Raw genomic sequence first — 21,642 nt, 5'->3', positions numbered from 1 at the left:
CTCTCTCGGACACTTACCGGATTAGCTTCAGCCGGCGCAATGACCACCGATGAAATACGGTGCGGAAGAAATTGCCTACCTCTATGTTGTTGTTATATAGTAAGATAGTTGGGCGGCCACAAGAATCTTTAAGTTTGCCAACCCTGCTTTGAACAGGTATTGAAAATGATTCGTCTAAGGTGTGAAGCTGTTGGATTTTTCGGAAAAAAGAGAAACTGCGGATGTCGATACAGAGAGGCCGTGGTTCGCATCATTTTGCCCAAATGGGACTTGATTTTGGGTGGAAATTGTATATTTATATTGGGTTGCTTAAAGAGGTGTGTGGCGTGATGGCACGTCTGGCTTGCTAATAGTGAACATTTAATAAATGCGCGCGAGGATTATGCTTTATCGTAAAACAACTCTGATCCTGATCACTTTAGTGATGTTAGTGGTTCTGGCCGCGGATGCGTTCGGCCGAATGAGCCTCGAGGCGGATCAACGCAGGAACGATCTGGGTTACATGTCTCTGTCGCCTGCCCACTGTCTGGCAGGGCACCGTGTTGGAAAGATCGAACTGGGCGTGAACAACAATGGGACGTTCGGTAATCAGTATACGGTCGGTCAGGCGGTCGACTGTTTCACCGGAGAAGAAGTCCCCTCATGTGAGTATCCCAAGAACTCTCAGATTTCATATCTGTTCGGTGCCGCATTCTGGATTGGTGCTGTAGTCGGTAGGGATACGTTGGTGTCGGTTGGCGCAGACGGTTGGCAAACCGCCAACGAAATGTACCCGGATGAACCGCCGTTCGGCTATATGGTCTACCGATCGATTACTGATCCCGAATCGGATGCTTATGAAGACGCTATCTCCGAAGAGGATTACATCTCAGTCTATACGGATACGTTAACACAAGGTGTTGACAACGATTTCTTCGGTCGGCCCCATATGCCGTTGAATATCGAAGTGACCGAGGCCTCTTATGCCTGGTCGTATTCGTACGCTGAGGATTTTGTACTGTTCGATTACAAAATTTCGAATATCGGGACTGATCTTCTGTCCGATGTGTACATGGGTATTTATGTCGATGCCGATGTATCTTTCGACGGACGTGACGCTGTAGGTTCTCAAGATGATATCTGCGGTTTCCTTGAGACTTATCCAACCGAGCAAGAAGGACTTGAGTATCTGGATACAGTGTTTATTGCGTTTATTGCCGACAACGATGGTGATTTCGATTACACCAACGATGCCGGTCAAAAGATGCCTTGTCCTGATGTGACGGCTACTCGTATCGTGCGTACGCCGTCAGACTCGTTGGATGTCAGTTTCAACTGGTGGATCGGCAACGGAAACCCCTCACTGGATTTCGGTCCACGTGAACGACCGGGAAAAGGTCGTTGGGCTGAGGAGTGGCGTGATTTCCGGACTGGTGGCTTAGGTACTCCTGAAGGCGATGCCAATAAGTATTACCAGTTGCGGAATCGCGAATTTGACTACGATCAGATTTATACGGCTTCTATCCAGATCAACGATACTCTTTGGCAATATCCTAATCAGGATCTGGCGGCAGATTTCGCCGATGGTTACGACACCCGTTATTTGCTGTCATTTGGACCATTTGAGATTAGTGCCGGACAGACGCTCCCAATTTCATTTGCCTATGTGGCGGGTGAAGGATTGCACACCGTTGAGGGTAACGCTACACAGAATTTACCTGATCATCCTGATCAATTTTATGCCAATCTGGACTTCTCGGATCTGGCTCTAAACGCGCGCTGGGCCAGTTGGGTTTACGATAATCCGGGAGTGGATACTGACGGTGATGGTGATTTCGGTGATTCTTTGTTGAAATACGACTCGACGGGAGCGGTCATCGATACGATTTGGATTCGTGGCGACAACGTACCGGATTTCCGGGGTGCTTCTCCGCCGCCGGCTCCGGAGTTCTGGGTGACCCGTCCGGAAATCAGCACGATTCACATTCGCTGGAACGGTTTGCTGTCGGAGACTACGAAAGATGTATTCTCCCGCATTGCGGACTTTGAGGGGTATCGCGTTTATATGTCCCGTGATGAAAGAGCCGCAAGTTATAGTATGATGCAGTCCTACGACCAGGAAAACTATAACAAGCTGGTCTATGACAGATCAGATGGCGAATACAAACTTCATGAAGCACCGTTTATTATTGACAGCCTGCGTTGTTGGTATGGAGAGAGCTGTGATGATGAGAACTTCAATCCTCTAGATTACACGACTTCGCATCCTTATGCGAAGGGTGACTCTATGCTCATCTTTGAACCGCAGGACTACAATGCTTCCGAGCTGGGGGTCACTACCGATATTTGCAAGTTATATCCGAAGGCTCCCAAGCCGGATGAAGGTATGACTCCTGACTCGATTCTCAACGATCAGATTCCTGAGAATGATACTGTTTACCTGACTGATGACGGCTACTTCAAATACTACGAGTATGAGTATACGATTGAAAATCTGCTCCCGACCGTGCCATATTATGTGAACGTCACAGCTTTCGATTACGGTTCACCGGAATCAGGGCTGGCGTCGCTGGAGACATCGGTCACCAGCGGGACGGTGGAAGTGTTTCCGTTGCCGTCTTGGGAAGATGTGCAGAATCATGATCTCGAGGTCTACGTATACCCGAATCCATATCGACTCGATGCCGGGTATCGTGACCGTGGTTTCGAAGGACGTGTCGATACCGACCGCCCGCCGGATCGTACCCGGGAAATCCATTTTGCGAATCTGCCGCCCAAGTGCACTATCCGTATTTATACACTTGACGGCGACTTGGTGCGTGAATTGGAACATAATGAAGATACCGGTAGCGGTACCGATACACATGAGTCATGGAACATGATTACCCGTAACACCCAGATGGTCGTTTCCGGTATTTACTACTGGACCGTTGAGTCTTCGACCGGTGAGACTCAAATCGGCAAGCTGGTTGTGATTATGTAATCTGAATATGGTTATAATAGGCCGCTTCTCATTTAAGAAGCGGCCTTTTTTAAGCTTCGAGACACTCTGTGTACAAGAGTTTTTTCCCATCTATATTGCATACATCGAGCCGACTATACGTCTTCAATGAAATGCCAAGTTAGAGCGAGGTTGTGTGGTTTATGAGAATGAGTCGATATTTTAGAGAGTGCGCAGGGAGTTTGGCCATTGTCGTAGGGTTGGCGACAGTTGCGTTTCCCCGAACTGCTCCGGGTGTTTCCGAGCAAAGCAAAGAACCGGGAGGATTAGCCGCATTACCGGCTTATTGCCTGGTCGGTCACAATGTCGGCAAAATCGAGTTGGGAGTGAACAACAACGGGACGTTCGGGATTAAGTACGCGGAAGGACAGGCAGTTGACTGCTTTACCGGTGAAGAAGTAGCGTCGTGTGAGTATCCTATAGGTTCAAGAATCTCGTATCTTTACGGTGCTGCGTTCTGGATCGGGGCGGTGGTTGATCGCGATACCCTCGTTTCGCTAGGAGCCGACGGCTGGAATTCAGTCGAGTCTGAATTTGCCCCGGATGAATCTCCCTTTGGGGATATTATATATCGGTCTATTCGTGATCCCAATGCCCCTGAATATGATGGCGCTATCTCGGAACAGGACTATATTGCGACCTACTCCGATACATTGTTAGTTGGATTGATTACTGATGTTGCCGGCAAGCCGCATCAGCCGCTCGATATCGAGATAACTCAGGCGACCTACGCCTGGTCTTACGCTTATGCCGAAGATTTCGTCCTGTTCGATTATAAGATTACCAATATCGGCACCTCGAACCTTCAGGATGTGTACATGGGTATTTACGTTGATGCCGATGTCGCTTTTGAAGGGAGAACCTCTGACGGCGCACAGGACGATATATGTGGTTTCATGGAGACGTATCCGGCCGAATACGGCAATTGCACTTTTCTCGATACGGTTTTCGCCGCTTTCATTGCCGACAACGATGGTGACTTCAGCTACCTGCCGGCAGGGAGCGACACGAAGCAGCCCTGTCCTAATGTGACAGCGACACGAATCGTACGTACCCCGGCTGAGTCGTTGGATGTCAGTTTCAACTGGTGGATCGGTAATACTTCGGCCGCACTGGATTTCGGCCCTCGCGAGAAAGCCAATGTCGGTCGACTGGCCGAGCCGTTTCGAACTTTCCGTCACGGTAATCTCGGTACTCCGGTCGGTGATGAAGAAAAATACTATGTCATGCGCAATCGCGAGTTTGACTACGACCAGGTCTACACCGCCTCGATTCAGGTAAATGATACTCTCTGGCTTTACCCCAACCAGGATCTGGCGGATGATTTTGCCGACGGATATGACACTCGTTATCTTATTTCATTCGGTCCGTTCGATATCAATCCGGGGCAGACTCTCCCGCTTTCGTTTGCATACGTCGGAGGTGAAGATCTTCATCAGGACGAGAACAATGCCCTTAACAACTTGCCGTACAATCCCGATGCCTTTTATGCGAATCTGGATTTCAGCGATCTTGCCCTCAACTCACGCTGGGCCAGTTGGGTCTACGATAATCCCGGAGTTGACACGGACGGCGACTCATTCTCCGGCAAGTGGCATGAATGCTGTAATACCGTAACGATCAACGGGCAGGAAGAGACTGTCTGTGATACTTTCTGGTATGAAGGAGACGGTATTCCGGATTTCCGAGGGGCATCTCCGCCGCCGGCGCCGGAATTCTGGGTTGAACGTGACGATGTAGGATCTCTAAGGATTCGTTGGAATGGCTTCTATTCGGAGACTACGCGAGACGTCTTCAGTCGGGAGATGGATTTCGAGGGTTATCGCGTTTATCTGGCGCGGGATGAACGTGCCGCCAGCTTCTCCATGATGCAATCGTACGATCATGAGGACTATAATAAACTCGTTTATGTGGCAGCCGGATCGGATCCGGGATTTGAACTCAAGGAGACTCCGTTCACTATTGAACAATTGCGTTGTCTCTATGGCAGTTCCTGTAATGACACCGAGTTCGATCCCCTCGATTATACTCGCAGTCATCCGTACGTACACCCGGATTATCCGGAGTCAGTGTTCATATTCGAACCCCAGGATTATAATGCGTCAATTCTTGGTGTGAACACCGGTATTCACAAAATCTATCCTTTCCAGGATGAACCCAACCTCGATTCAATTAACGCTGCGGATACTACCGACGACGGTTATTATAAATACTATGAATATGAGTATGTTCTCGACGATCTGTTGCCAACGGTTCAGTATTATGTCAACGTGACCGCCTTCGACTATGGTTCTCCGGCAACCGGCCTTGGATCACTCGAAACATCAGTATCCAACAATGCTCAGTTGGTTTATCCGATCGCAAGCTGGGATAATGTTCAGAACCAGAATCTGGAAGTGTATGTCTATCCGAATCCCTATCGTATTGATGCCGGTTATCGCGATCGCGGTTATGAAGGCCGCGTCGACACCGACCGTCCGCCGGATCGTACCAGGGAAATACATTTTGCCAATCTGCCGCCGAAGTGCACCATCAGGATTTTTACACTCGACGGCGACATGGTCCGCGAAATCGAGCATGATGAAGTTGCCGGCAGTGGGGCTGATACCCATGAAAGCTGGAATATGATCACGCGGAACACACAGATGGTAGTTTCGGGGATTTATTACTGGACGGTGGATGCCCCCGGACGCGACACCCAGATTGGTAAACTGGTTGTAATAATGTAGACGTTGCATCTATATTATATAGCTTTCAAAGAGGCTGCCGAGCATAGTTTGGCAGTCTCTTTTTTTCTTAACAGCCAGGTACAAATAACCAATCGGTTGGTGCAACGGGCCAAATAGCCTTGACTTAGTTCGTGAAATTGGTATGTTAGTAAGCACTAACTAAAGCATTGAGGTTTACATCTGAAAGCTTCCGAACGCAAGGCGCAAATAGTCGAAAAAGCGACTGAACTGTTTAGCCGCTATGGTTACGATAAGGTAACCGTCAAGCAGTTGGCTACTTCCTGTGGTATTACTGAACCGGCTGTGTACCGCCATTTCAAGAGCAAGGGATCGTTGTATGAAGCGGTCCTGGAATCCATTCAACATCGCTTGAACACGGATCAGCTTTTTGAATGCCTGAAGAATGAAAGAGACCTCGAGAAACTCCTGACCACTATAGCCGAACACATTCTCGCGGTTTTTCGCGAGAATGAAGATCTTTGTCGCCTGTTGCTGTTTTGCACGCTGACCGGTCACGCTGAGGCGAAGAAAGTGTTCAATATGATTCGCGGTCCCTACGTGCAGTTCCTGAAAAATCAACTTGATTTGTTACTGAGTGAGGGATTAATCATAAAGAAGGACAACGAGATCACAGCGCGTTGTTTCATCGGGGGAGTTTTTGACTGTGCGTTGGGATGCACGGTCTGGAAGGGATACCAGGGGCGAGAGCTCAAACCCACGGATGCTATCGCTAATAACGTCCCCATTTATGTGAGGGGATTGAAAGCATAACGGGTTAGTTAAGATAAGAAGTGGGGCTACTAATCATTACTAATTGAGATGAGTTCAAGCAACGCCGATTGAACGCGCAATCGGTGAGTTAGTGTTTACTAACAATCTGGAGGTATTATGAATCGTTTCGAACCAGCCAGACAACGAGGAACACCGCTTAAACTACTCCTAATTGTCTGCGCCCTGGTCGCTTTTGCGGCTTTTGTTGCACCGGCGACCTGGGCGGTGCCGGACGATGTCTGCGCCGAATGCCATGATGATGTGGCTGAGGCGTTTTCGTCAACTGCGCACGGGCACTATTTCTCGGGTCAGGCGGAGTCCTGGCGCGGGACATGCGAGTCATGTCATGGCTCCGGAACGGAACATGTCGAGTCCGGGGGAGAACCGGATTTGATCATGAATCCGGCTCGGAGCGACGAACTGTCAAGCAGTCAGACCTGTCTGAGCTGTCATCGCGGTCATCGTTTTGACGACTGGTCCTTCTCAGCGCACAAAAACGCCGGGATTACCTGTGCCGGTTGTCATACGGTACACCAACCGGCAGCGGAATCGGCACTTCCGACCGAGGAGAAATGCTATACCTGTCACAGCAATGTGCGGGCGGCAGCTCACATGCCTTCGAAACACCCGATCGGTGCGGGTCTGCTGTCCTGTAAGGACTGCCACGGTGTCCACGGCGAGGAAGTAGCGCTTACCATGGACGGCTCCAGGCGCGAATTGTGTTTCACTTGTCATGCCGACAAGGAAGGACCGTTCGTGTACGAGCATGCTCCGGTAATGGAAGATTGTATGATCTGCCATACGCCGCACGGTTCCGTGGCCAACAACCTGCTCAAACAAAACGAGCCGGCTCTGTGTATAAGTTGCCATCCGATGCATTTCCATGCCACCGTGGAGAGCGCCGATGGTGCTTTCAGTACACCGCAGGCTCCGGAACGAGCGGGTGTGTCCGACCGCGACAGTTTCAAACGCGGCATGACCACCAAATGCACTCAATGTCACACTGAGATCCACGGCAGCGATCTTCCGTCGCAAGCCATCTCAACCGGCGGCAACACTTTGACCAGGTAAGGAGAAGAGTATGAGAAAATCATTGATATTGATTACCATCGCTCTTCTGTTATGCCTGTCGCCGCTGGTCGGTGCGCAGTCGGAAGAAGAGACGACAACTACTGCTCAAGTCTGGATTGGCGCGGGCTATTCGGATTTTTCGGACTACCGCAAGAAGGTGTTCGAATTCGGTCCGGCCAATGAAGATGTCGATCCGGAACTGGGCATCAACTACCTGTCGATTGGCCCGAACAGCATCATGCGTTTCAACGGTCGCTATACCGATAGCGAAAACATGTTCGGGAATTTTTCGACTACGGTAGCTGATGTTTTCAAAGCCCGGATTCTGTTGCGTTCATTCACTCGGAATCTTGGCCAGGACCTTTTGGAGAACATTGAAGCTCGGGAATTTCTCGGTTACGTTGCTGATCCGTCAAATCCCGGAGATTCGATTCAGAGCCTGGGAGGTAAATCCCTGACCCATGATCTGACCGATGCGGGGGCTGATTATTTCGTCAATCGTGATGAGATCCTCAGTCAGTTCGAGGTGCTGTTGTCGCATAAGAACAACGTGCGGCTGGTGGCGGCTCATCGGTCTATTTTGGAGAAGGGATCCGAACAGAAGATCGCCAGCAATCACTGTTTCAGTTGCCATTTGACTTCGCGTGAAGCTCAAGTAAACAAGCAGACTCACATGATTGAGGCCGGGATCGAAGCGGAAGCGGCCGGGGTAGATTTCGGTTATACCTTCGGCTATCGCAAGTTCCGGTCGGAGGCGATCGATGTCTCGGCTTACTATGATCCGGCGAAACATCCGGTCAACGGCAGTTCCGGCGCTGAGTATTCATCGCGGATGATATATAGCGATGAAACTCTGGTGTATTCAACCGAGCCGGAGATCGAGAAGATGTCGCATAAGGTTCGCGTCAAAGGTGATTTTGGCGCCGGACGGTTTTCGAGTGCTGTCGGTTTCAGCCGGACAGAAAACAAAAAAACCGAACTGGCTGCCAAGGCCTGGACCGGCGCTTTGAACTATACTGTGCCGTTGTCTTCGAAGATGCGGCTGGTAACCAAAGCCTCGGGTGTCAGGCAGCGGTCCGATGATCCGTTTATCGACCTGCCGACTTTCCGCGAGGGCCGCACCGGGGTGACGAAATCGTTCGATTATATCCGCTATTCAGCCCTGGATCGGATGGTTGCCACGGGATCGGCTGAGTTGATCACTCGTGTCAATCCGAAGGCCACCGTCTCGATTTTAGCCGGATTGAAACGGACTGATCGGTATGATTATCCCGAACTCGACGACGGTATTACCTCAAATCAGTTCTTCGGCCAGGCCAGGCTGCATTATCGTAAGGGCTTGCGCTATTCGACCACACTCAAGTATCGGTTCGAGAAAACTTCCGATCCCTGGATTAACGGTCGCGGACTGTTTGAAAAGTCGGGCTGGGAAACGCCGTCAATCTGGCGTGAGCTGCCCGGTTTTGCGTTCATTTTCTATTATCAACGAGAAGACCTGCGGTATCAGGAGATCACTACTCTGCCTACGGATGAACACCGGATCGAATGGAGTTCGACCTGGCGGCCGGATTTGAAAACCACGCTCAATCTGGGTGTGCGGGCTCAGTTCGACAAGAATAATGATCTGGATTCGTTGGATGTGAAGCATTCGAAGATTCAGCCGAATCTCGCGTTGACTTATATGCCCAACGCCGGAATTTCACTGACCGCCGGTTATACCTACGATTTCAGCAAATCGCGTTTGCCTGTTGCCGTAGCGCTTTTCGATGGCTGAGCGGGCCATCTCTTTACCGACACCGTGAGTGTCGATGGGACCGACTATGCCATCCCGAAACACTTTGGCTCCGAATATGCCATGGTGGACTACGAAAACAAGGCTCACAATTTCTATCTGAATATCAACATCGCACCGATCGAGAAACTGCAAATGCACGGATCGATCAATTACAATCTGTCAAAAGCCTCGCTTGATGAAGTGATCATGCCCGATATAACCACGCGTGAAGGGTTCGATCTCTACCATCAGGATTTCGGCTTCGAGCACATGCATGAATACTCGGATCTCGATTTCGAGTTACTTACACTGGGCGCCGGATTCGAGTACCTTTTGGCAGCCGGTTTGACTTTCACGGTCGACGTGACCTACGCCGACCTGAAAGACAATGCCGCTTACGTGTACGGCGATGAAAGCGGATCGTACCTGGCGGTACTGACCGGATTCAGATTCGATTTCTAACGCGATTCATAATGCTGACCAGACCAAAAGGCCGCGTCTTCGGGCGCGGCCTTTGGCACTAGAAATCCACAGGAGTCTCCGATGGTGTTTTGCCTTTGTGTAATACCAAAGGCTGTCTGGCTTTTTCGCATACACTTCTTGACATATGAGTGTCTCGGACTTACGTTAGTGAGCGATTACTAACACGCGGATGATCCCCGGAATCCGCTGAGACTCTTTCATGGCCTGACTCACGAGGTCTGTCATGAAGGGCAGTCGAAAAAAAGGAGGCTGCCGGGCTGAGGATCAAGAGGAAGCGTTTCCATGCGAGGAACTGGATTGTTTCGCCAATCCCTCGTATGGCGGTTGGCTCGGAGCATAAGCATAGAATGAGGTATCCCATGCAGAAGCGATCACGTTCTATACTATGGCTATGTGTATCAATTTGTCTGCTTTCAGCCGGTTCCCTGTCGGCACAACATCCGGCTATCAACCTGCTGGACCACAACGGTGAGGTGATCGATCCGATCAACGGAGAGAATGACGATCAGCCGTTCAGCACGGCCATGACCTGCGGCATGTGTCATGATTACGAGGAAATAACCTCAGGTTATCATTTTCAGATGGGTTGGGATGTGATCGCCGATGATTTCGGTGATTCAACCGGTCAGCCGTGGAGTCTGTCAAACGGATTTATGGGGAAATGGTATCCGTTCGCCTATCGTCAACTAGCCCACAAACACAACGAGTCTTCGGATGATATCGATCTGACTGTTTATGATTTCGTCGGTTTTTCGAGTTCATCGAGTAACGTTCTTCCCTGCGGCGCCTGTCATCCGGGTGGCGGCGGTCTCGAATACGATCGGGAGGGGAATCGTTATGACGAGTACCTCGCTGAAAATCCGGATTTACGTGATTCACTCGACGGAGATTATTACCACAGCAATTGGGACAAAAGCGGTGTGGTCGAGGCGGACTGTTTCGTTTGCCATTTCAAGGGATACAATTTTGACGAACGGGTAACGCAGTTGAAGCAGGGAAACTATCGCTGGGCCGCTACCGCCGGAACGATGATCGGTTTTGTCAGCGGCTCCGTAAAAAGCGGTCGTGAGCCCAGGGTGACTTATAACAAGCGTTTTTTCAACGATGATGGAACCATCACCCTTGATATGTCCGGACCGCCTCCGTCTGATAACTGCGTTTTTTGTCATGGGGCTTCGGCCGTGAGCAAGCGTGGTTTTACCTGGAATGATATTTACAATCCCGATGTACACAATCAGCAGGGAGTAACCTGTATCGGTTGTCATCCGGCCGGGCCCGACCACCAGTTCGCCAAAGGTGACGCCAACTCTTCAACGGTAGCCGATGCTCTGGACAACAACATCAAAGATTGCAAGGAATGCCATTATACCGGTTTTTTAGGCGCCAGTGTGCCAAGACATTCCTCGATCCGTCCCTCACATCTCGAAAAAATTTCATGTGAAGGATGTCATATCCCCAGCCTCGGTCGGGCTGCGGCAGTCGGATTCGATGTGACCTCCGGAGAGCAGGTGTTATATGTCAAACCCGATTCGGTAAGATCAATTGGAGATCGTGGTGATTGGTCACCTACCTATGAGCGTCGTCATAATAAAGAGCTTTATCCGCTGAACAGTGTCCAGGGAGTCTGGTGGGCCAATATGACCGCCGACTCTGTGCTTTATCCGCTCTTCCTGCGTGAGCAGGAAAAGGGGTGGAAAATGATGACAGACGTCATAACCGATGACAACAACGACGGCGAACCGGAGATTAACCGCCCCGAAGAAATTACGGCAGGTTTGAAAACAATGGCCGAATCTCTTGTCGGCAACGCTCGTCTGGATCAGATTCATCCGGTTCTGATTAAGGGAAACAAGGCCTGGCATCTGGGTGAGAATGGACAGGCTGAGATCCTGCTTGATTCGGTTCCCTCCAGTGTCGACTTCTCGATCAGTCATAACGTTGCCCCGGCTCGTGAGGCCTTCGGCGCCAACGGATGTCTCGATTGCCATGACGCCAAAGCCTCGTTTTTCAAGGGGAAACGAGTGATCGACATGTATGCCGCCGACGGTCTTCCGGTTACGATCAACAACGGGCGTCGGTTCGGTTGCAATCCGCTTTCGTTTGCGGTCAATTCTTTCCACCAGCAGATTCTCAGCCCGCTGGTCAGTATCGGGATTATCGTTTTGGTGTTTCTCGTTACGGCTCATTACCATCGCTACGGTCCAAAGCGTATTCCGTTCGTGCCGAACAGCGGTGAGGTACGCCGCTTCACCACCACCGAACAGGCTGTGCACAATTTCCGTCTGATCGCTTTTATTATCCTCGGAGGCACCGGGATTATTCTGGCACAAAACCTGATTTTATGGCAGGAGTTATTTTTCAGATCACCGCAGGAGATGCTTTGGGTTCATATCATCTCCGGCATCGTATTCATCGTTACCACGGCCATCGGAGCGGTACTGTGGTTCAAGGATGCCCTGTTCGCATCGTACGATCGTGACTGGGTTAAGCGGATTGGCGGCTATCTCGGTTATAAAGGTGATGTTCCTGCCGGTCGCTTCAATGCCGGGCAGAAGGCGTTTTACTGGTATACTCTCCTGTTCGGCGGCATTATGGCTGTTACCGGTATCATATTGATTTTCAAGGATGCCTTCCCGTTATCGGTTATTTGCCTCACGTCAACGATTCACAATCTGATCGGATTCATTCTGATTGCCGGTGTTTTGTCGCACGCCTACCTTGGCACCGTAGCCAATCCCGGCACCTGGCGGATTCTGGTTGACGGTTATGTCACGCGTGAGTGGGCGCGCCATCATCATCGTCAATGGTACGATAAGCTGGTTCATGACGGTGAAATTGACGAACTCGATGAAACGTCCGAGGAGAATGAAAAGGATGACTCCGATGACGGAAATCACGTCGATGACGATGAGGAGCAAGATCGGTAAGGTGAGATCAATAACCTTATGAACCGCCGGCAACGGGGCCATCGTTATACGATGACCCCGTTTTATTTGGCATTATTGCTATATTGCCGGTGGTTTTCAGGTTCTGCTCGTTTCCGGGATAATGTGATCCTTCACGATGGGATCATTGGTATGTTTTGCTGTGATGTTTCCTTTTGAAACGCATCATCTTAATTCTCTCCTTAGAATTCTGTTAGCTCATCGTATGTGACACCTCATAGCTATATATAGTCGGATCGATTTCGAGTTGTCGTGTGATGGGCATTCACAAGGTGAGATGCGTAACGGCAGTTTTAGGGTGGCCTCGAATTTTGTGTTGTACTTATCTGTAAATCGCTGTGTCTGTTGAGTTTTATCGTCTGCTTTGACACTCGCATGCTCATGGCGTTCTGTCAATTAATTGCACAGAATGCCGATAATTCAGAGACAGGAGAATGCGGTAAACAAATTTTATGTTACAACCTGAATTCGACAAGTTGGATACAAGCACTACCACCGGCCCTGAGGCTCGAAAGGATACTCATGGCGGTCATCGTCTGCCGTTATGGACCTGGTTCATCTCCTTTCCGATCACTTTCTCCTTGGTGATCGGTTCGTATCTCTTGCAGTCGAATCCGATGTTGTTTGGTTGGTATTTGCCGTTCTTAGTTTCTACCGCATTGGTATTCTGGTGGGGATTCAGAATTCTCCCGGGTTGTTTTATCGGTTCAGTCGCCGGCGCTGTGGTTTTGGGGATGCCCTGGCATGTTGCCTTGGTTGCCGGTTTGACCGATGTGACCGTTCCTATGCTGGCGTATGTTCTGTTTGGTTTATTTCTCCGAGGCGATTTCCGTTTATCCGATCTTCGATCAATAACCAGATTTCTCCTGGCGGCCGATTTAATTCCGTTGTTCATCGGCGCTGTTCTTCGTGTGATCACACTATCGTTACCGGGAGAGATTGCACCGGAACGTTTCTGGTCTGTCGTAACTGACTATTGGACCGCGGGTGTTCTTGGGTCTTATGTCGTCACCATCCCGATGCTGATCTATTTCAGCGGTCGTCTTATGGCTCGTGGTCTTTGTCCGGGAGAACCATCCGATACGTCCCCCGGTCTTTTACCGTCCGAGTTCCAGTCCGAAGGACATCATCTGGCAGTGTTGTTTATTTTTGGCGGTGTGGCAGCTCTGTCGATGATTATACCGATCCAGGCGCAGTCGCTTATTTATGGAGTTTTCATCATTGCTGCAGCGCTCTATTTCGGGGTGACAATAGCTATCGCTTCCTCGATTTGGACGGTACTGCTTACGCTGTTTTTACCACTTGCCTCAAGGCAGGAGATTATCGTCGATAATTTCTGGAGCACCCCCGGTGATATACATTTCCATTTGCTTTTACTTTGTACTGCCGGTTTGATCGTTGGAAGAACGTCATCAGATGCACGCGAGAAGACACTCCAGAGTGAGCGTAACCGACGTCTTTTACAAGATGCTGAAGCGTTTACCCGGGCTGTAATCGAACATTCACCGATTGGGATTTCCGTTCGCGACAGAAACGGGAATCTCCTTCTTTACAACGATGCATGGCTGAAGATATGGGATATCTGGGAAAATGATCTGGACGACTATCTTCATCGTAAGCGAGACAAGTTGGAACTGGATAACCGCGATAGCTACCTCGGGACTTATCGTGAAGCGGTGACTCGAGTATATCATGAAGGAGGCCGTCTGGTCATTCCTGAGATACAAATCGAAAGCAGGCGCAAGAAGGGAGTCCGCTGGGTAAGTCAGTATTTCCAGGCCATCACTGATGCCGAAGGAAAGGTGGATCGGGTAGTTATTCTGACCATCGATGCCACGGAGCGCCATCGGGCGGAGCAGGCTATGCATTGTTCCGAGGATAAATACCGCACTTTATGGGAATCAATTCCACTTGGTTTGTTCAGAACCCTTCCTTCCGGCAGGTTTCTCTCGGCCAATCCTGCGGCCGTGAAGATGTTTGGATATAATTCCGAACAGGAAGTGCTGGAGATATTGGCCGGTGATCTTTATTGTGATCCGAAGGTGCGAGTCGAAGCGACTCGATCCCTGCGATTTGAAAACTCTCGATTAAAACACCAGATTCAGCTCAAACGTAAGGACGGTTCGACGTTCTGGGCAACATCCAGCGTTCAGGCAACGACCAATTCTCGGGGTGAAATCATTCATTTTGACGGTGTTCTGGAAGATATCACACCCCAGCGTCAGGCCGAACAGGATTGGCGAGAATCAGAGCGGAAGTATCGTGAACTGGTTGAGCACGCTCAAATCGCGATTGTCGAGGATGATGTCGAAGGTAATTTCACCTTCTTGAATCATAAATTCTCCGAACTACTTGGCTACAGTTTGAGTGAATTGAGCCGGATGAAGGTTTTCGATATTATTCTTCCCGATGACCGCGACAAGGTCATGCGGATTCATAGCGATCGCTATAATGATCTCGAACCGGTAACGCGCTATGAATTCCGCGGACTGAGAAAAGACGGATCTACCATATATCTCGAAACCTCGGTAACGGAACTGCGCCACGACGATAAAATTACTGGATCCCGTGCCTACATCTGGGATGTGAGTGAGAGAAAGCGAGCGGAGTATTCTCGCCTTGAAAGCGAAGAACGTTATCGTCGTCTCGTTGAGAATGCAACCGAGGGTATTGTCGTTACCCAGCAGGATATGGTTCGGTTTGTTAATCCAATCATGGAGAAGACCTCGGGATATACTGCCAATGAAGTGATCGGTCATCGTTTCACCGAGTTCCTTACGACCGAGGATCACGACCGGGTACTTGCATATAATATGCAACGGTATAAACGCAAGCTGGCCAATGCGGATGTGGGTGAGATTAGAATTGTAAGACGCGACGGCAGCATTATCTGGTATTCTTCGTCAAGTTGTCTGATAGAATGGGACGGCGCTCCGGCGACTTTAACGTTTCTGACCGATATCACGGATCAGCGGAAGACACTTCAGGCTCTGCGTGAAAGCGAAGAAAAATTCCGGTTGCTGTCGGAGCAGTCATTCATGGGAATTCTCATTCTTCAGGATGATCTGATTCGTTACGCGAATGAGGCCACGGCGAAGATATTTAATGCGGATCAGCGCAAACTGGTCGGATATGAGTTCAGTAACCTGCTCAAGTCGGTACATCCCTCGGATGTTGTCGTCGCGCGCAGACACAGCCGACAGGATATGCTTGACAGGAACCTGGCGGCCTCTCAGGCAACTTACCGGGTGAACGCCGGCAATAGTGGAATTCATTGGGTTGAACAGCATTGTAAATCGATCGAGTTCGGCGGCAAGTGCGCTACTTTCGTGACATTGCTCGATATTACCGAACGAGTCGATAACATGAAGCAGTTAATCCGTCTTTCAACGGCTGTTGAGCAGTCCGCTACCATGATTTCGATCGTCGATATCGACGGTTCTGTTGCATTCGTCAATCCTGAGTATTGTAAGGTAACGGGGTTTACGAGCGATGAACTGGTTGGTCATCAGTGCGAGATGCTGGGTAAACCTGCTCGTGAAAAAGAATTGTACAATAAAATGTGGGAGGCTGTCGGTGCTCGCCAGACGTGGAGTGGAAGCGTATCCTGTCATCGAAAGGATGGAGACGAGTTCTGGAAACGCTTGACTGTTTCTCCGATCATCGATGATAATGACGAACTCATCGGTTGTTTGACTGTCGGTGAAGATATGACCCGTGAAATGCGGACTCAGCAGAAGTTGACCGAAGTAGAAAAGCTCTCCGCCGTGGGTATGCTGGCCGCCGGAGTGGCTCACGAATTCCGTAATTACCTGGCCGGTATTATCGGTAATGCTTCGTTTGCCCGTGAGAATCTCGAAGAAAGCGGCGATCTGAATATGGCTTGTGAAACACTCGATCAGATCGTGGATATCGGTGAAAAAGCAAACGATCTGACTCTGTCGCTCTTATCCTATTCACGCGTCAGCGCCCATAATGCCCGCCCGGAGAATCTCAAGGACTTGATCCTGAATACCCTGCGCCTGGTCAAAAAGGAGATGCAGGTTCGTTCGGTGACTCTCCACATGGCGCTGGAAGATGTCCCGCCGGTTGATGTGACAGCCGCGAAAATTCAACAACTGCTTATTAACCTGTTGATCAACGCTCAACAAGCCATAAAAGGAGCCGGAGTCGTTTCGGTAGCTCTGACGGCTGATGATTCCCACGCTTATGTCAAGGTTGCAGATACCGGCGCCGGTATTCCTCGTGAAAATCTGGCCCGGGTATTCGATCCGTTCTTCTCGACCAAGGGAGTATGGGGTAAGGATGAGCAGCATGGTGTCGGCATGGGACTGGCCATTTGCCGCAACATTGCCCGTGAGCACGGTGGCGAGTTGACGGTAGAATCGGTTATCGATAAAGGTACTACATTCACTCTATCGCTGCCGCTGCAGCAGTTGTGTGATAAGGGAGGAATATCGGTGACCGGTGATCGGCGCTGTCGGATTGTCTGTATCAGTCTCAATAACAGTGTGCTGTCGAAATATCGTGACGAAGCGGCGGCTGCCGGCGCTGAGCTGTCACTTGAAGTCCCGGTTGAACGAGAAGATAATTCGAATCTTCCTGATCTGGTAATATGTGATGCTCGTTATGCGGGAAAGATGGAATTGATCAGAATGGCCGAGTCGTGTCGCTGCATAAATGTTCCCTATGTTCTGGTGAATTGCGGGGGACTCGACTACGAATTGGATAATCTGTTCGAAACCGCTCGGGCTCGTTTTCCCGAAGTGCCGTCGCTGAGCGATCTCATGAATCTGCTGGAAGTACGAGCCTCGCAAGAGGAATCTTGCTCCGGCTGACGGGCTTGCGCTGCTATCGGCTTCCGATTATCATACCTCCATGGATAACTCTCCGCACGAATACCCGATTGACGGTGAGCTTGATTTACACCAGTTTTCCCCGAAGGAAACGCGTGAAGTATTGCTCGAATACATTCGCGAATGTCTGGCTCGAAAGATATATCGGTTGCGTGTCGTTCATGGTAAAGGAATCGGGGTACAGCGTGAAATCGTAAGAGGTGTTCTCTCGCGTCATCCCGATGTTCTGAGTTATCGTCATGAATCCGCTGCGGGAGCCTGGGGAGCGACGGTGGTCGATCTTCGACACCCCGAAACTGACTCCAAATGAAAGCGCGCCGGTCCGAAGGATCGACGCGCCATCACTCCATTCATTCTCCGCAATGTGAATTTTATTTCAGCAGAACCATCTTCTTGGTCGCCGTGAAATCACCTGCTTCGAGTTTATAGAAGTAGACTCCCGAAGCCTGGTGGTCGGCGTTCCAGGTAACGCGAACCCAACCGGCTTCGTTGTGTCCCGACCATGAGGTTACTTTCTGGCCGAGGATGTTGAACACCTCAAGGTTCCAGTCAGTCGCCTCGCGCAACGCGAACTCGAAAGTGGTGCTCGGGTTGAACGGGTTAGGATAGTTCTGAGACAGGTGGTAGTCGGTCGGCAACGCATTGGTTTTGGGTTGCATTACGAAGCCGTCGAAAGCTCCCACCTGTATTTCGGAGATCACTGCGGAGCCGCCGAAATCCAACAGGTCGCCCGTTTCCAGGAAACCGTCGCGGTTCATGGAGTAGACAAGGACGCGGGTATTGTTTCCGTCGTAGCTGTAGCGCATCGACATGTGTGAAGCGTTTTCGGCCAGTTCGGGAACGACTTCCCCTTCCACGATCAAACTCACAGCTCCGATGCGGTAATCGGTGTTGGCGATGGACAGCAGCCCCCCTCTGAGGTCAAACTCCGCCTCGACAAGTTCGCCCGGCCGCAGTTTCGAGACTGCCGGCGCATCGCCAATAACCACACGGATCAAATACACAAGGTCAGCCACCGTCAGAGTCAGACCGTCGGCATTGACATCGGTTGCCGCGATTTGACCGTCTATGTTGACTGTAAAGACATCCAGCCCCTGTACGAAATAATTCGAGAATAAGACCGCGTCGGCGATTTCATAAGCTACCTCATTGAGGTTGATATCACCGCGGCCGTCGATAGAGTCGGCGCAGATAATGTCGATACCACCGTTGGTGAAATCGATGCAACGCAACGCTGCCGGTTTACCGTCACCGCCGCCGGCCATACAGGAGTCGTGTGCCCCGTAATAACCCGGGAAGCCGTACGTCCAATCCTGTATCGGATTATGTTCGAGATCGTAAACCCGTCGAGATATCCAGAGAGTATCGCCAAATCTCGAAGAGAACGAGTTGTCGCCGCAATCGAGCCAGAAGAACCTGACCGGTGCGTACTGACATTCCAGCGTACGATCGTTCGAGACGAGGAAGAATATATCGGCCAATGACCCTAACATACCGTTGAAGAAACAGCCGGGATGGTTGGCGCCGTTATTGGTCTCGGCAATGCCGACTATCCGAAGCAGACCGGATGGGCATCCACTGCCGCAGTTTCCGTCGGCGCCGGTGCGGTAGTTGAAATACTCCCAACCGCAGTTCTCGAACAGCTCACCCGGTTTCACCGCGTTGACTCCGAGGGCTGAGGCATCATACGCGATAAGCAAATCGAAGCCGCCGAGATCCTTACCGGTGCCGTTGAGGTACACACTGACACTGTCAACCTGTCCCTGAATGGCATCCTCGGTTTTCTGAATCTGCACGTGAGTGCATTCGTCGAGAACTACTTCGATACTGATGGAGTCGACTCGCTCGGCGCCACAGTCATCGTATGCGATCAATTCGAAGTTATAGACACCGGAACTGTCGGCGTCAAAGCAGACCTGATCTTGAGACGGATTGTAAATACCGATCGGGTTTATCTCGACTCCTGCAAGGTTGCCGTTGGCGTCATTCACACCAACTGAGAAACAAGCCTCGCCGGCGTAATCGAGATAGGCGACGAAATCAGGCGGCAGATTCATGGTCGGTGCCTGGTTATACTCGATCGTCACGATGCAGGTGTCGAGTCCGACGGCGCCGCATTCATCGGTGGCTTTAAGGATGAACTGATAATTGCGAGCTCCGGACGGTACATCGAAGCAGATCTGTCCGGCGGAGTAATAACCGAAGGACGAGATCAATTCGACCGTCTCGATATTGTTGTCGATATCGATCGCCGAGGCCGGCCAGCAAATTACCGAGTCGGAGTTGCAGAGGAAGTAAACAGCATCATCACCGGCATCGACCGCCGGAGCGGAGTTAATCCTGAAGGAGACATGGAACGAGTCAATGCAGCTTTCACCGCATTCATCGAGGCACATTACCTTGACCCAGAACGCCTCGGTCGTGGACGGTGTATACGTCCAGGCGCCGCCGCTGATCGAGCCGGGGCCGGCGAGGAGTTCACAATGGTCGAAGTTTTGGTCGACGTCGGTCGCGGAGACCGGTAAGCTAACCTGCGTCGGGCTGCACTGGAACAGTGCGGTGTCAGCCGGAAGCTGACATGTTGGCGGTGAGTTGAGACTGATCTCGACCAACGCCGTGTCCAAATCTTCCGCGCCGCATTCGTCGACCACACGCATAATGAAAGTATAAGTCCCGGCGGTATCCGGCGTGAAGCAGAACTGGCCGCTCTCGTATGTACCGGGACCCTGCAGTATCTGAATGGATTCTATGTTATTGTCCGGATCGGTAACCGTCGCCGGCCAACAAACCGCTTCGATTTCACACAGGAACAACGAACGATCCTGCCCCAGATTGACTACCGGCGGCTGGTTGATTTCTATTTCGTAGACAGCCGTGTCACGGTCGAAGGCGCCACAGGCATCGGTTACCTCGATGATGAATCGATAGGTTCCCGTGGTATCGGCTTCGAAGCAGATCGAGTTGGCGACAGTATCAAGAACACCGGAGCCTTCGATCATTACTTCACTTATGATATCGTTATCCGGATCGGTGGCAGTGTAGGTGATGCAGGTTTCCTCACCGGTGCACTTGAACAGCGATTGCTTGGCGTTGAAAGCCACCGTTGGAGGACTATTAAGCGTGACATCAACCGTATGGCAAACCGTGTCGGCCGCGCCACAAGGATCGGTCACTACCGCACATACCTGATAAGTCCCCGACCCCGTCGGCGTGAACGACCAGAGACCGTCCGAACCGACCGTTCCATTGCCGGAGAGACGGCTCCAGACAAGCGCCTCGCCTTCCGGATCGTCGGCATGGAACGGACAATGAATATCGGTTGGATCACAGAGACTGGTATCGATCGGTTCCGGGTTAACGGCAACCGGTGGCAGGTTAAGGGTAACATCCACAGCAAAACCACAGGTATCACCACCGCAGGCGGATTCGGCAATCACCGTCAGTTCGTAATGTCCGGCAGTGTCAACGTCGAAACAAACCTGTCCACCGGAGTAACTGCCGACCGGCAGCACCGTTACCGTGGCTCCGGCGTTGGATACGGTCACCGGGCGACAGAAGGTCGTCGGACCGCAGAAGAAGACGCTGGTGTCGGCGGCACACTCGACGGTGACGGCTGTCCCGATGGAAACGGAAACCGCGATGGTGTCGGTGTCGGTCGCGCCGCAGTCATCGGCCACCATCACCACGAACTCGTAATTACCGGAAGTGGTCGGGGTGAAGCAAAGCTGGTTTAGAACGGTATCGAGGGTGCCGGTTCCCTGATGCAGAACCTCGTCAACGACGTTGTCGTTGGCGTCGGTCACGTTGTAATCGAGACAGATAGAAGCACCGCTGCAGATGAAGATCGAGGTATCGTTACCGAGCGTCACGATCGGAGTGCTGTTAAGCTCGATGTTGTAGGTCATGCAGACCGTATCGGCGGCGCCGCATGGATCAGCCACGGCGGCACATACCTGGTAAGTACCCGAACTTGTCGGTGTGAATGACCAGAGACCATTCGAACCGACCGTTCCGTTGCCGGAGAGACGGCTCC

General features: G+C 51.1%; 9 protein-coding genes. 8 read left to right on the top strand and 1 reads right to left on the bottom strand.

The window, feature by feature from the left end:
- The first annotated feature begins 382 nt into the window (after positions 1 to 382).
- The 8 genes from PLF13_01400 to PLF13_01365 all read left to right on the top strand — a co-directional run bounded on the left by PLF13_01400 (position 383) and on the right by PLF13_01365 (position 17,919).
- Positions 383 to 2,962 (top strand): hypothetical protein, encoded by a 2,580-nt coding sequence (locus PLF13_01400; protein ID HOP05924.1) that lies wholly within the window; start codon positions 383 to 385, stop codon positions 2,960 to 2,962.
- Positions 2,963 to 3,162: 200 nt separating this feature from the next.
- Positions 3,163 to 5,709: a hypothetical protein gene (locus tag PLF13_01395; GenBank protein ID HOP05923.1), complete on the top strand. Its 2,547-nt coding sequence runs from the start codon at positions 3,163 to 3,165 to the stop codon at positions 5,707 to 5,709.
- A gap of 207 nt (positions 5,710 to 5,916) precedes the next feature.
- A complete protein-coding gene (locus tag PLF13_01390) occupies positions 5,917 to 6,480 on the top strand; it encodes a TetR/AcrR family transcriptional regulator (GenBank protein ID HOP05922.1) in 564 nt (187 codons plus the stop codon).
- 117 nt (positions 6,481 to 6,597) lie between these two features.
- Positions 6,598 to 7,551, top strand: coding sequence for a DmsE family decaheme c-type cytochrome (locus PLF13_01385; GenBank protein ID HOP05921.1), 954 nt, complete (start codon positions 6,598 to 6,600; stop codon positions 7,549 to 7,551).
- A gap of 10 nt (positions 7,552 to 7,561) precedes the next feature.
- Positions 7,562 to 9,787 (top strand): GSU2204 family CXXCH-containing (seleno)protein, encoded by a 2,226-nt coding sequence (locus tag PLF13_01380; GenBank protein ID HOP05920.1) that lies wholly within the window; start codon positions 7,562 to 7,564, stop codon positions 9,785 to 9,787.
- A 380-nt stretch (positions 9,788 to 10,167) separates the two neighbouring features.
- The gene (locus PLF13_01375; GenBank protein ID HOP05919.1) at positions 10,168 to 12,735 is read left to right on the top strand and encodes a formate dehydrogenase subunit gamma; all 2,568 of its coding nucleotides are present in this window, start codon (positions 10,168 to 10,170) and stop codon (positions 12,733 to 12,735) included.
- 470 nt (positions 12,736 to 13,205) lie between these two features.
- Entirely contained in the window at positions 13,206 to 17,591 is a 4,386-nt protein-coding gene (locus PLF13_01370; protein HOP05918.1) for a PAS domain S-box protein, read from the top strand.
- A 40-nt stretch (positions 17,592 to 17,631) separates the two neighbouring features.
- A complete protein-coding gene (locus PLF13_01365; protein HOP05917.1) occupies positions 17,632 to 17,919 on the top strand; it encodes a Smr/MutS family protein in 288 nt (95 codons plus the stop codon).
- A 61-nt stretch (positions 17,920 to 17,980) separates the two neighbouring features.
- Here the strand turns inward: PLF13_01365 and PLF13_01360 are convergent.
- Positions 17,981 to 21,642, bottom strand: a 3,662-nt coding sequence (locus tag PLF13_01360; GenBank protein HOP05916.1) for a T9SS type A sorting domain-containing protein, incomplete at its 5' end; no start/stop codon positions are given.

Source organism: Candidatus Zixiibacteriota bacterium, from assembly GCA_035380245.1.
In the GTDB taxonomy this organism is placed as follows: domain Bacteria; phylum Zixibacteria; class MSB-5A5; order GN15; family FEB-12; genus DAOSXA01.
Note: the sequence above shows the minus strand (reverse complement) of the source record. Positions and strands in the feature narration are given on the sequence as shown.

Coding starts and splice junctions, on each gene's coding strand:
- PLF13_01400 (HOP05924.1), top strand. CDS start 383: ATGCTTTATCGTAAAACAACTCTGATCCTGATCACTTTAGTGATGTTA.
- PLF13_01385 (HOP05921.1), top strand. CDS start 6,598: ATGAATCGTTTCGAACCAGCCAGACAACGAGGAACACCGCTTAAACTA.
- PLF13_01375 (HOP05919.1), top strand. CDS start 10,168: ATGCAGAAGCGATCACGTTCTATACTATGGCTATGTGTATCAATTTGT.
- PLF13_01370 (HOP05918.1), top strand. CDS start 13,206: ATGTTACAACCTGAATTCGACAAGTTGGATACAAGCACTACCACCGGC.
- PLF13_01365 (HOP05917.1), top strand. CDS start 17,632: ATGGATAACTCTCCGCACGAATACCCGATTGACGGTGAGCTTGATTTA.